The 13,256-nt window shown below is 38.3% G+C and carries 12 protein-coding genes; 7 read left to right on the top strand and 5 right to left on the bottom strand.

Features of this window, described 5'->3' with window-relative positions; all coding sequences use genetic code 11:
* Positions 1-65: 65 nt before the first annotated feature.
* Both ACIPKN_RS21015 and ACIPKN_RS21010 read right to left on the bottom strand, forming a co-directional pair.
* On the bottom strand, positions 66-497 hold the full coding sequence (locus ACIPKN_RS21015) for a protein-tyrosine phosphatase family protein (protein WP_400939758.1): 432 nt from the start codon (positions 495-497) through the stop codon (positions 66-68).
* 20 nt (positions 498-517) lie between these two features.
* The gene (locus tag ACIPKN_RS21010; protein ID WP_400939755.1) at positions 518-1,465 is read right to left on the bottom strand and encodes a carbohydrate kinase family protein; all 948 of its coding nucleotides are present in this window, start codon (positions 1,463-1,465) and stop codon (positions 518-520) included.
* Between the two features lie 371 nt (positions 1,466-1,836).
* Here ACIPKN_RS21010 and ACIPKN_RS21005 point away from each other — a divergent pair, with 371 nt between their 5' ends.
* Both ACIPKN_RS21005 and ACIPKN_RS21000 read left to right on the top strand, forming a co-directional pair.
* On the top strand, positions 1,837-2,400 hold the full coding sequence (locus tag ACIPKN_RS21005) for a GNAT family N-acetyltransferase (RefSeq protein ID WP_400939752.1): 564 nt from the start codon (positions 1,837-1,839) through the stop codon (positions 2,398-2,400).
* Positions 2,401-2,418: 18 nt separating this feature from the next.
* Complete coding sequence (locus ACIPKN_RS21000; protein ID WP_400939749.1) at positions 2,419-3,336, top strand: EamA family transporter; 918 nt, start codon at positions 2,419-2,421, stop codon at positions 3,334-3,336.
* A 73-nt stretch (positions 3,337-3,409) separates the two neighbouring features.
* Here ACIPKN_RS21000 and ACIPKN_RS20995 read toward each other — a convergent pair whose 3' ends face one another.
* Positions 3,410-3,559 (bottom strand): S-layer homology domain-containing protein, encoded by a 150-nt coding sequence (locus tag ACIPKN_RS20995; RefSeq protein WP_400939892.1) that lies wholly within the window; start codon positions 3,557-3,559, stop codon positions 3,410-3,412.
* A 343-nt stretch (positions 3,560-3,902) separates the two neighbouring features.
* On the opposite strand from ACIPKN_RS20995, the gene ACIPKN_RS20990 reads away from it, so the two are divergent.
* The 5 genes from ACIPKN_RS20990 (at position 3,903) to ACIPKN_RS20970 (ending at position 10,408) form a co-directional block, all read left to right on the top strand.
* Positions 3,903-4,994, top strand: coding sequence for an extracellular solute-binding protein (locus ACIPKN_RS20990; RefSeq protein WP_400939746.1), 1,092 nt, complete (start codon positions 3,903-3,905; stop codon positions 4,992-4,994).
* 123 nt (positions 4,995-5,117) lie between these two features.
* Complete coding sequence (locus ACIPKN_RS20985) at positions 5,118-6,188, top strand: ABC transporter ATP-binding protein (protein WP_400939743.1); 1,071 nt, start codon at positions 5,118-5,120, stop codon at positions 6,186-6,188.
* Between the two features lie 12 nt (positions 6,189-6,200).
* The gene (locus ACIPKN_RS20980; protein WP_400939742.1) at positions 6,201-7,922 is read left to right on the top strand and encodes an ABC transporter permease; all 1,722 of its coding nucleotides are present in this window, start codon (positions 6,201-6,203) and stop codon (positions 7,920-7,922) included.
* A 27-nt stretch (positions 7,923-7,949) separates the two neighbouring features.
* A complete protein-coding gene (gene argH, locus ACIPKN_RS20975; protein WP_400939740.1) occupies positions 7,950-9,464 on the top strand; it encodes an argininosuccinate lyase in 1,515 nt (504 codons plus the stop codon).
* On the top strand, positions 9,461-10,408 hold the full coding sequence (locus ACIPKN_RS20970) for an N-acetylglucosamine kinase (RefSeq protein ID WP_400939738.1): 948 nt from the start codon (positions 9,461-9,463) through the stop codon (positions 10,406-10,408). The genes argH and ACIPKN_RS20970 overlap by 4 nt, the downstream gene beginning before the upstream one ends.
* Before the next feature lie 197 nt (positions 10,409-10,605).
* Here the strand turns inward: ACIPKN_RS20970 and ACIPKN_RS20965 are convergent, their stop codons facing one another.
* On the bottom strand, positions 10,606-11,907 hold the full coding sequence (locus ACIPKN_RS20965) for a transglutaminase domain-containing protein (protein ID WP_400939735.1): 1,302 nt from the start codon (positions 11,905-11,907) through the stop codon (positions 10,606-10,608).
* A gap of 105 nt (positions 11,908-12,012) precedes the next feature.
* A complete protein-coding gene (locus ACIPKN_RS20960; RefSeq protein ID WP_400939732.1) occupies positions 12,013-13,170 on the bottom strand; it encodes a transglutaminase domain-containing protein in 1,158 nt (385 codons plus the stop codon).
* Positions 13,171-13,256 lie beyond the last annotated feature (86 nt).

Here is a 13,256-nt window from a genome sequence, read left to right as displayed (position 1 = left end):
TATAATTCACTAACAAAAAAAGAAGATGTACCAAAGTTGAAAAAACTTTTGGTACATCTTCTCTTTTATTTGTATAGCTTCTGCAAAGCATCTGCCATTTTTGGACGAATTGTTACTTGTGAACGGGCTTTCTTTACCGCCCCTTCCGCTTCCTCTAGAGAATTGGCCATGCCAAGCTCCATTAATACAGCAGTGGCAGCCACTCCTGCGCGACCTCCCCCGCTTCCGCAATGGAAGTACACTTTTTGTCCATTCTCATAGGCAGAAACAATTTCTTTCGCAACTTTTCCAATTGATGGTGCAACTTCAATGTCCTCATCTGCAATTGGCATATGCTTGTACGCATATGAAGCCGCTTCTTGCTCCTCTTTAGATAAGCCATTTACTCGAACATCAATCACGATATCAACCGTTTCTTGTTCAAAAGCTAAATCTGCATCTTTCGCACCGCCAAAGAATAATCGATCCTTCACTAATACATCGTAATTTTTCTCCATTGTATGCACGCTCCAAACGACTATTTAAGTAAATGTTTAATATCATCATAAAATGGAAGAGCTGTTAATGCCCCTGCTTTAGTGGCTGCTAAAGCACCCAGCTTATTGCCAAAGCTTACACAACGAACAAGTTCCTCTTCCGTTGTAGGGAAACCATTGTAATGAACATCGCGTAATACACCAGCCATAAATGCATCTCCAGCACCTGTAGTATCTACTGGCACAACCTTTTCTGTCGGTACATGGCTAACCTCACCATTTAATACCGCATATGTGCCATTTTCCCCTACTGTTACTAAAATAATGGGCACTAAATAACTGTTTAATTGCTCAATGCCCTCTTCCAAGCTAGTTGTTTCTGTTAGGAAAAATAATTCTTCATCAGTAACCTTTAAAATATCTACGTGCTCAAAAAATGACGTGATCGTTTCACGGCAAATCTGCTCACTGCTCCAGCGTAGAGGGCGAATATTCGCGTCCATTGCGATAATTGCCCCTTTTTCCTTTGCCATCTCTACAGCAGCACGTGTAGTATCAAGGGCTGTAGGATGGAACATTGTACCTGAGCACACAGTTAAAGCAGATGCATGTTTAAAAGCTGCTTCATTTAATTGGGTTGCTTCTACTTGTAAATCTGGCGTCTCATCGACATAATCCTTAAAAATTCGCTCACATGCTTCCGTTAAATGTACATAGACACCGCTAACACGCTTCGCAGGGTTAAATACCGCATAATCCAGGCTTACCCCTTCTTGTGCAAGGCCATCTCGAACAAACTGAGATCCTTCGTCATCTCCTGTGATCGTAATTAATGCAGATGGAGCACCGATACGGCTAATTCCCGCAGCAACATTTACCGTTGCACCACCCATATATTTAGTAAAAGATGTATTTGTTACATCATCAGCGATATAGTCAATAAAAGCATCTCCATAAACTAAAATATAATCCTTATCTTCCTTTGTCATTGTTGTCCTCCCGAAACTCTAGTCATTATAGATTAACATGAAAATCGATGTCGTATAAAGTTTTAAACTTTCGGAATAATAATCAACTATGCCTTGGCATAATTGCGTCTGGAATCGGCTTTGTGCTTAGGCCTGCACGATGCAGGTCAGTTAGCCATTATCGCATGGATGCGATGGTTTTAGGCTAACATCCCCTAAGAACTTCTTTCCGATTCCGTGACATCCGCCGGAGGCTTTAACTTCTTTCGGCGGGTGTTTGGCACCCGCCGAAAGAAGTTAATGATGCCATCAGAATATCACCATTTACTCAAAAACTTGAGTCATCCTCTATCTTTGTTATACTTGCCTATAGAAAGGTAGGGATTTTGACAATGAGTATTACAATTCGACAAGCGCAACCACAGGATGCCCATGCCGTTGTACCATTAATTATTGATGCGATTGGTGATATTGCAAACCGTTTAACAGGTGAACAAACAGCGAAAGCCGTTGAACAAGAACTTACTGTACTATTCAAACGTGAGGACAATCGACATTCCTATTTAAATACTTTTGTTACTGCCCTGAATGGGCAAGTATTAGGAACTCTTGTTTACTATAATGGTGTCGAAGCCATTCATATGGATGCAAATCTCGTAAAATGGCTTGAAGAGAAAAATGCGCCTTCTATCATCATCGATAAAGAGGCTCATGAAGATGAATATTATATTGATACTATTTGTGTAGCACCAGAAGCTCGTGGTAAAGGAATAGGAACATTATTACTGCAATTTGCCGTAGAGGAAACACAAAAACGAGGCTATACAAAATTATCATTAAATGTTGAAACGGAAAAAGAGGACGCTCGTCGCCTTTATGAACGCATGGGCTTTGTCATTACAGAGCCATGGTCCATAATTGATGAACCATTTCATCATATGGTAAAGCAATTTTAGGAAGTGAAACAAAAAAACATGAAGAAAAATTTATTATATCCTCTTTTAATTGTCATTGCTTCTAGTAGCTACGGTGTACTATCGACAATTGTCAAAGTAGCTATGCAGCATGGCTTTACAACAGGAGAGGCAGTATCAAGTCAATATATTATTGGCTTTATGCTTGTTGCAACAATTTTTATAGTGACACAAAGACAATTGCCGAAGCTTTCTAAAAAGGGACTGCTTATTTTGGTGTGCGCCGGGATATTTACCGGAACTACAGGAATTATATACGGCGAATCATTAAAGTATCTACCAGCTTCTCTTGCAGTAGTAATGCTCTTCCAATTCACGTGGATCGGCTTATTAATAGATTGCGCCCTTCATAAACGCTTTCCAAGTCGGACTGAAGTGATTTCCATCATTGTATTATTTGCTGGAACGATTTTAGCCGCTGGCGTACTAAATGTAGATTTAAGCGATATTCCTATTCAAGGCTGGCTACTAGGTTTTGCTGCTGCCTTTACTTTTGCTTGCTTTATTCAATTTAACTCTCGTCATGTGGAGGGTATTACAACGACATCACGCGTGTTGATTGTTTCTTTTGTCGCCCTTATCATTATTGGTATTTTCCTAAACCCTGAAGTTCTTTGGAACGGCAAATTATTCGCCGGGGGGTTATGGAAATTTGGACTAGCACTGGGGCTATTCGGTATTATTTTGCCAATTTATTTATTCTCTATAGCTGTTCCGAAAGTGGGAGGAGCTCTTGCCTCTATTTTAAGTGCTATGGAGTTGCCCGTTGCCGTAACCGTTTCAGTTATTGTTCTCCATGAGCCATTAACTTCTTTACAAATAGCGGGTATTATTTTAGTTATTTTAGGTATGATGCTACCGACAATACTTTCGCAGCGACGACAAAAGGGAAAATCTTTAGAGCCTGTCAGTAAGTAAATACTTTAATCTAAATTAGAAAGGGAGATGGATCATTTTTTTGATACATCTCCCTTAATTTAAGTATGAACTTTTATAAACCAAGCGCTCGATACATGAACACTGTAAATTGTGCACGTGTTACGTTTTCATTTGGTCTAAAATTGCCGTTTTCATCACCTAGTGCAATGTTATGGTCCGCTAGTGCGGCAATATTTTCACTCGTCCAGTATGATGGATCGATACGCTTTAGAAAATTTTGAGGATTCCTATTCTCTCCTTGATAGAGAGCGGATCACAACCGAACCCTGTTTGCCTAGAATCATGAATTAGGGATCCCTTTCAAAATCACCAAAATCAATATTTGTTCACTTACATATTCGCTATTCTATCCCTCAAAACTCTTATACTTTAAACCTCCGCTACTTTAAAACGTTTCCAACTTTAGTGAAGCACCATCGCTATCTAATATTTACCTAGCTACGATGAATATAATTATAATTTTTTAATTTTTCTAACATTAACGCTAAGTTTTAGGATTATACTAATAGTATGTAAGTTTTTCACTATTAGGGAGGGGGAAGATTATGCAGAAAACACGAATTTTCGGTTTTTTACTTGTGCTGATGCTTCTTGTCTTAGCTGCTTGTAGTAGTGACAAGGCTGCTACAAAAGATAGCGACAAAACGTCCAGTTCTGAAAAGACCGATGTAGCAGCTAAGCCATCTGGAAAGCTCGTTATTTATACAGGGCGCGATGAAGAAATGGTGCAAAAAGTAATCGATCAGTTTAATGAAAAGTACCCGGACATTGAAGTGGAATTTTTAACGATGGGCGCACAGCAAATTTTAGAACGCCTACGTGGTGAAAAAGCAAATCCTCAGGCTGATTTTTGGTGGGGCGGTACGCAATCTGCACTAACTGTCGGTGCCAATGAAGGTTTACTTCAAGCTTGGAAGCCTAGTTTTAACGACTCCATTGATGCAGCTTATAAAGATGCGGATGGTCGTTGGTTTGGTGAAATGTTACTGCCAGAAGTCATTATGATTAACAGTGATGTGTTAAAGAAAGATACAGGTCCACAAGATTGGGATGAATTATTAGATCCAAAGTGGAAAGATAAAATTTTAATTCGTGGTGTGTTAGCATCTGGGACGATGCGTACTATTTATTCATCTATGATTTTACGTCAAGGTGCAGATACACCTGAGAAAGGCTATGATTGGTTATTAAAATTAGATGCCAACACGAAGGAATATACACAAGATCCGAATGCACTTTATTTAAAGATGACAAGACAAGAAGGCAGTGTTTCTTTATGGAATTTGCAAGATATTTTATTAAAGAAATATACGACTGATTATCCGTTTGATTATATTTATCCGAAAAGTGGTGCACCGATTTTAGTTGATGGTGTTGCTGTTGTCAACAATGCTAAAAACCTAGAAAATGCAAAGCTCTTCGTAGAGTTTTTATTTGGAAAGGGAATGGTGACTCAACTAGCAAACGATTACTATCAAATTCCTACTCGCTCAGATATCGATAAAGCTTCAATGCCTGAGTGGTATAAAGAATTAGACTTAAAAACTTTTGATATAGACTGGAAACTCATGTCTGATAAAGAAGCAGAATGGATGGAGTATTGGGATAACAATATTAAAGGACGCGGAAAAAAGTGACCGATTTTTAAAGATTTTTGACTCAAAAACACCTACAAATATTGTTCATATTTTTAAGCCTCGAGTATATTTTTGCTCGAGGCTTCATGTAACTAATTTTCTAACGAGAAAGGAGCATTTCAGTTGAAAAGTGTCAAAATAAAAAATGTCTCTAAGAAATTCGGTCACATTCATGGCGTAAAAGATTTAGATCTTCATATTAAAGCTGGTGAATTTTTCACCTTCCTCGGCCCAAGTGGTTGCGGGAAAACGACTACACTAAGAATGATAGCCGGCTTTTATTACCCAACAGAAGGGAAAATTCTTTTTGATGATTTTGATGTGACAAGGCTTCAACCTAATAAACGGAATATCGGTATGGTGTTTCAAAATTATGCCCTCTTTCCACATATGACGGTAGATGAAAATATCGCCTTTGGATTACAAGTACGAAAATTTTCGAAGTCGGAAATCAAACAAAAGGTCGACCGTATTAGAGGGCTTGTTCATTTATCGCAATATGGGAATCGGAAAATTAATGAATTATCTGGTGGTCAGCAGCAACGGGTTGCATTGGCAAGAGCACTTGTGATAGAGCCTGATATTTTATTGTTAGACGAGCCATTGTCGAATTTAGATGCTAAATTACGCGAAGAAACGCGCGTAGAAATAAAACGTATTCAATCCGAGCTTGGTGTTACAACCATCTATGTTACGCATGATCAAATGGAAGCTATGTCCATGTCAGATCGGATCATGGTCATGGAAAATGGGAACGTCAGACAAATCGGTACTCCGCTAGAAATTTATAATCGACCTTCTAACCGCTTCGTCGCAGATTTTATTGGTGAGACAAACTTAATTGAGGCGACAATTGATGCTGTTAATGGTGACGATATACAAGTAAAAACGGCAAGTGGACTTGTTTTGACTGGGCGAAAGCAACAAAGCTCCCCCACTTTCACGCATATGATTGGAGACAAAGTATTTATTTCTATTCGCCCTGAATCCATTAATCAAGGTATTGGTGAAAACACATTAACAGGTAAAATCACTTTTGTTGAATTTACAGGAATAAGTGTGAACTACATTGTAGAATGCCTAGATTTTTCACTAAAAGTAATGATTATCAATATGAACGGTCAACTTAAAAAAATTGGTGAAGACATCACCTTAAATATAGCCCAAGATTCACTGTATTTTTTGGGAGAATAGGAGGGTAACAACATGGAAAAAACACACCTCAATCCTTCTGAAGGAAATGCATGGACACGACTAACTAGCTCAAATTGGTTTGTCTATATTTTAGTTGCACCTTTATTTTTAGTGTTGTTTGCCTATGTAGTATACCCATTCTATCAAACTTTTACAGAAAGCTTTTCTGGTGATGATGTACTATCTAATTATAAAAATTTTTTTAATATAGCTAGCCCAGCAAATATAGAAGCATTATGGACTAGTATTTATATATCCGTTATCAGTGTTATTTGCTGTGCAATCGTCGGTGTAACTATGGCATTTTTACTGGAACGCTATGATTTCCCAGGCAGACGGATACTCTCTGTTTTAGTATTGATACCCATGGCTCTTCCGCCGCTAGTAGGTGTGCTGTCCTTTACATTTTTGTATGGAGAGAGTGGGATTTTCCCACGTGCGTTTCAGCACCTATTCGGTTTAGAGCAAGTTCCATTTTCATTAAAAGGCATATGGGGGGTTATCGTAGTACATACATTCACTATGTACACTTACTTCTACTTAACCGCCTCAGCAGCTATAAAAGGTCTTGATCCAGCTTTAGAAGAAGCCGCAACTAGCTTAGGTGCCGGGCGTGTTCGAGTATGGACAAAGGTTATTCTGCCCATGTTAACACCCTCGATTGTTGCCTCATCCCTACTCGTATTTATGATTTCTATGGCATCCTACACTGCACCTTTAATGTTCGGTGTTGAACGCACAATGACTATGCAAATCTATTTATCACGTACGAATGGGAATTTAAATATGGCAGCGACACAATCTATGATTTTATCCTTTGTTTCCATTACCTTTTTAATTATTATGCGCTGGTATCAAAACCGCCGAAATTACCAAAATCTTAGCAAAGGTATTAGTGTTCATCGATCTGAAGTGTCTTCAAGAGGCATGAAAGTTATGGCGACTATTGCATCTTTCATAGGTACATTAATTTTAATTTTGCCGATTTTAGTGCTTATATTAATTTCATTTTCCGTTGATGGTGCATGGAAAACGCAAATTCTCCCAACAGACTATACATTGGATCATTATCATGCTCTTTTTACAGATGAACGGACGTGGCGACCGATTTGGAATTCTGTTCGAATGGGGATTGTTGCCACGCTCGGCAATATCATTTTCGGTGTTGCTGCAGCCTATGCTATGGTACGGTTAAATTTTAAAGGTAAAACATTACTCGATATTTTAATCATGGTTCCTTGGGCATTGCCGGGTACGGTTGTAGCTGTCAATCTGATTGCAGCCTTTAGTACGGAAAATATATTCTCTTTTAATCAGGTTCTTATCGGGACATTTTGGATTTTGCCGTTAGCTTATTTTATTAGACATTTACCTCTTGTTTTCCGATCGACATCTGCATCACTTGTGCAATTAGATCAATCTATCGAAGAAGCATCACGAAGTTTAGGTGCAACATGGTGGTATTCATTTAGACGTATTGTACTACCACTTACATTTACGGGCATTTTGGCGGGTACATTACTAGCACTTGTTCAAAGCTTTGGCGAATTCGTAGCGTCTATTCTTCTTTACAGTACGTCAACGATCCCATTATCAGTGGCGATATTCCAAAAATTGTATTCTTTTAAATTTGGAACTGCTTGTGCATACGGTGTCTTACAAATTTGTTTAATTTTAATTGTACTTATTATTTCCGAGAAGTTATCTAAAGGCAGTGCTGGTTCGGCCATATAACTGCTAATCTACTAGGAGGCAATAACTATGTTTGAAGATTTCCGCAACAAGACCCAGCGGGAAGATGGGATGACCTTCCCTTCTAATATTTATCGTAAAATTGTCTTGCAACCGGCTTACGATGAAGCCAAGAAAAATTTTTTAACAATTATGTTGCAAATCAATATTGCACACTTAAAAATGTTAGAAGAACAGGGTCTAGTTAAACAAGAAGAAGCTAAAGAAATTGGTACTGCTTTAAAAAAACTAGACTTGAACTATTATCGTATAGAGGATTACAGCCCGCGATATGAGGATTTGTTTTTCCGCATCGAAAATAAATTAATAGAGCTTGCTGGTGATGTTGCAGGGAATCTTCACATTGGTAGAAGTCGTAATGATATGGGCATTGCCATCTATCGCATGACTTTAAGAAAAAAATTGTTATTGCTTATGCAAGAATTACTGACATTACGAGATGATTTAATCGCAGCTGCTGAGGAGCACGTTGATACGATTATGATTGGCTATACACATACGCAGCAGGCACAGCCAACAACCTTTGCGCATTATTTGAAAGCTGTCATCGATCAACTTGAACGAGATTTTGAACGTTTACAGCATGTCTATAAAACGGTGAATCGCAGTAGTATGGGGGCTGCGGCATTAACGACAACAGGCTTCAATATTAGTCGAGAGCGCATGCGTGAGTTATTGGCATTCGATGATATTATCGAAAATGCGTGGGATGCTGTTGCAGGAGCAGATTATATTGCTGAGGCAGCGAGTATCGTGCAACTTGCGGCACTTAATCTTGGCCGCACATCCCAAGATTTCTTACTTTGGGCTACACAGGAATTCAATGCATTTACGCTAGCAAGCCCGTACGTGCAAGTGAGCTCTATCATGCCACAAAAGCGCAATCCTGTTTCGATAGAGCATACGCGTTCATTGCTATCAGCAGTTGTTGGTGATGCTAGTACAGTATTACAAATGGTACATAATACACCTTTTGGAGATATCGTAGACACAGAGGATGATATGCAACCTTATTTATGGCGCGCCATCGACCGTTTAATAGGTATTTACAAACTATTTGGTTCACTTGTTGTCACGATGGATGTAAACAAGAAAAAACTAAGAAATCGAGCAGAAAATAGCTTTGCCAATGTGACAGAGCTCGCAGATACGTTTGTGCGCTCTGAAGGGATTTCCTTCCGCCAAGCACATAGTATTGTTAGTAAATGTATTAAAGTATTGCTCTCTCATGGGGAGGAATCTCTAGCAAGTCTTACATGGGGTCTTGCCAATACACAATCTAAATTAATTACTGGTAAGCCATTAAAAATTTCTGAGGAAGATTTTTATAGCACATTAAAACCAGAAACTTTCGTTGGTGTACGTACATTACTTGGTGGTCCAGCGCCCGCAACGATGAAAGAATCTCTGGAACGCTCCAAGGCAAATTCTCATAACCTTAAAGAGTGGGTTAGTTTGAAAGAGTCTAAGATTGTTGAGGCAGAAAAACAATTAACAGTAATTTTCGAGGAATGGAATCAATGATGGAATGGCTACTTATTATTGACGGTGGTGCTACAAAAACGGCATGTGCGCTCGTACATGCCGAGTCTGGTGAAATAAAATATACAACATCAACCAGTGGCTCGAATTATCAAGCGATCGGTGCTACAGCTGCTACAGAAATATTGCAAGCATTATTAGCAAATGTGCAAGGTTTTTTACAACAGCAAGATGACTCAAATATTGCTGTTGCTACATTTGCAATGGCTGGGATTGATTCTCCTAAAGATCATGAAGCCGTATCAGCAATCGTTCATAGTGCGCTATCTACATTACAGTTAAAGATAGATACGCTTATTATAGAAAATGATGCACAAGCCACTTTACTTGGTGTTACTGCTGGACAGGCAGGCGCGTTACTCATTGCTGGAACAGGAGCTATTGCGTATGCATTTGATGGTACACAAATAGTACGTGCAGGTGGTTGGGGGCATCGTGCAGGAGATGAAGGCAGTGGCTATTGGTTAGGACAAGAAATTATACGCGCCATTTTCCGTATGGAAGACGGGCGTGGTGAGCCGACCATATTAAAAAGTGCTGTCTATGATTACTTACGGATCCAAGATGTTACAGAGCTAGCTTCATGGCTATTCCGTCCATCCTACACAAACGCGAAGCTTGCAAAAATGGGTGCATTTTTGGCAGGGGCCGTGACCAAAAAGGATTCATGCGCTATTCAAATATCAATGCGTGCTGCTCATGAATTAGTACTCCTTGCATGCGCTGTGGTGAAAAAAATTGACTATAAGGGCGAAGCACTCAGCCTTTATTGTAATGGTGGTGCCATAAAGCATAATCCATTAATTTTTAAAACTTTTTCATATGAAATGAAATCGATGTATCCACAAATTGAAGTTTCTCTGTGTCAGCATTCGCCAATCCATTATCTTATAGAACGATCAAAAAAGGCCTATGACAATCTGTAATGTCATAGGCTCTTCATGTTGTTGAAAACTATTATGTTCAATGAAATCAAGGTGTCTATTTAAACAAAGTACTACTCTTCTGTAAGACGAGGGGTTGATTTCCGTTCCGACTGGGCGCTTTCCTGGGGGCGTCCGATGAGCCGCTTCACATAACGTGTATCTTCTGGCATGTCACTCATATCATTTTATTGATCAAGTTAAAGCGCCATTTTCTTTAGTTCATTTGTCGTGAAATATAAATAGTTGTCCTGCACAAATAAATCCTTCGTTTCTTCCCTATTTAATACTTTTTCGCCGCTTCCATCCGGGCGAATCTTTGTTAAATACGCTCCTTGTGAATAATTACTAAAATATAGCCAGCCATCTGCATAAACGATGTACTGTGCACGTGATTTAGTGACGCGTTTCGATTTACCAGTTTGTAAATCAAGCACGTACAACTTATTATCATCAGCAACATTACTATAAAATATTTGTTGCCCTACTTGTGCAGCGAAATCTACATTATGAAAGTAGCTATACATTGTACTCGTTGCTTTCGGGTAATCTTTAGCAATCCACGTATGATCCTTTGCCATCGTTCGATCATCCACTAAAAAGTATTGATAGCGAACCGCCCCTTTACGATCAGGTACCGGGTCATTCCATGTTGTATCGAGGTGATACCATCGACCATCCAACTTTACTAAATTCCAAGCATGTCCTTCCTGTCCGACATAGCCTATGATATATTTCGTTTCTATACCTAGCTTTTGTAACATCGAATGAACCAACAACGCATAGCCCTGACAAACACCACCATGTTCTGCAAGCACTGTATAAGCGCTATGTGGACTTGAATTCGTTTGATCCGTATAGGCGGTATTGGCGACGATATAATCATTGACAGCCCTAACCTTCTCTACATCACTTAATGATTTCTTATTGATTGAGGCTACAATCTCTTGCACATTCATTTCAACAAATGATGCCTGTTCTGGTGTCATTAAATAACTTTGCTCTCCAAAGATTTTGGCTGTTTTTCTCCCATATTCAAAACGAATTGAATGCTTACTAATATGTCCATATACATAATCATCCCGTTTTATAGCATTTTCATAGGCTTCTTCCACTAACTGTTCAAATCGTTGTGTATCGCCTTTATATTGAATCTCAAACGTAGGTGAAAAACTACTATAGTACGCATACATCGCATCAGCCATTTCCTTTGCATTTGTTACAACTAACTTTGCTTCAGGTTTTTTGGCTACAGGAGCTGTAACGGCTCCTCCTTCTGGCTTTTCTTCTATAGGTGTGGCCGTTTCAATGGAGGTATTCTCTGAAAGTTTAGCAGTAACATCTATGATTTTGTCCTTTGTTGAAAGAAGCACCGTTTCTATTTCATCATTATTTGCCCAAGTTATTACTTGTTGTACAACTGCTTTACCAGCCGTATAAATGGGGTCAATAAAAATAATTAAAATTACAATAATGGCTAATTTTTTCCACAAAATCCTCACCTCCAACCGTTTTCCTGTTTTCATTATATACAAAAAAAGCACAAAGGACTCACTCGGAAGTCCTTTTGTGCTGTCATTTTATAAATAGAAAAGAATATTTGAAGTTTATTTTATTTTAAGCTTCTGTTCTTTGCCATTAACAATATAAACTAAGTAATTATCATTAATTCTTAAATCAGAAACTACTTGCTTCACGAGCACCTCAGTTTTTAATGTTTTAAGATTTAATTTTGTTAAGTAGCCACTGTTACTGTAATCACTGAAATATAAAAAACTATCCGCTCCTGTAATATACAAAGCACGTTTATCAATGACCTTTGTTTTTTTACCACTTGCTAAATCCAGCGTATACAATTTATCTTTGTCTGCCGTATTGCTAAAGTACAGTGTATTATTAACCTGATATGCAAAATGAACATTTTGCATATAGCTATATTTTGTACTTGTTGCAGCAGGATAATTTGATGCTATCCATTTATGATCTTTCTTTAGCTGTGCATCCGTTACTAAAAAATAATCATACGAAGAAGCACCGAAACGATTTGGTAATGGATCATTCCATGTTGTATCTAAATGATACCATTTACCATCAATCTTCACTAAATTCCATGCATGTGCCTCGTTATTATTAACAGTACCAACAACATATTTTACATCGAATCCAGCTTGTTCTAACATTTTATAAGCTGTTAACGCGTAGCCCTGACATACAGCTTGTCCTTCCATTAACAATGCATAAGCACTATGAGGACTAGCCTTTGTTTTAGTACCATATGTAGTATTTGACACAATATAATCATTAATCGCTTTTACTTTTTCGAATTCTGTTTTCATTGAAGGCTTAATAATCGTTTTTAATATTTGATCCACTTTTTTTTGTACGGCCGCTTCTTGCGTTTGGTTTGTCAAATATTTCACTTTAAATGTCACATTACCCATTGAGTCTGCAGAAATAGCCGTACTCTCCATATGACCACTCGCGTAGACTGCTTGTTCCTGTGCTTTTTCAAAGGACTTCATAAAATTCTTTTTGAAATCAGTCATTGATCCACTATATGTAATTTTAATTTCAGGAGCGAAATTATTTAATTGCTTTACGATTTCTGTTGTGAATTGATCCCAAGTTGTTACTTTATTATCAGCTACTACATTATAAGCAAACACAGAGGAAGTATTTACTGAGCGAGCGTCTGCATGTTGAGCATAGGCTGCTGTTGGACTTAACATCAATAATGCTGCTCCGCTTATCAACCATTTCTTCACAATAAATCACCTTCCATTTGTTATATGTTGTAATTAGAATAACAGAGAAAGGAACTACAAATCTATCGGACAAGTTCACTATCCAT

Source organism: Lysinibacillus sp. NPDC086135 (genome assembly GCF_044746345.1).
In the GTDB taxonomy this organism is placed as follows: domain Bacteria; phylum Bacillota; class Bacilli; order Bacillales_A; family Planococcaceae; genus Lysinibacillus.
The sequence above is the reverse complement of the archived record's forward strand: the minus strand, read 5'-3'. Positions and strand labels throughout refer to the sequence as shown.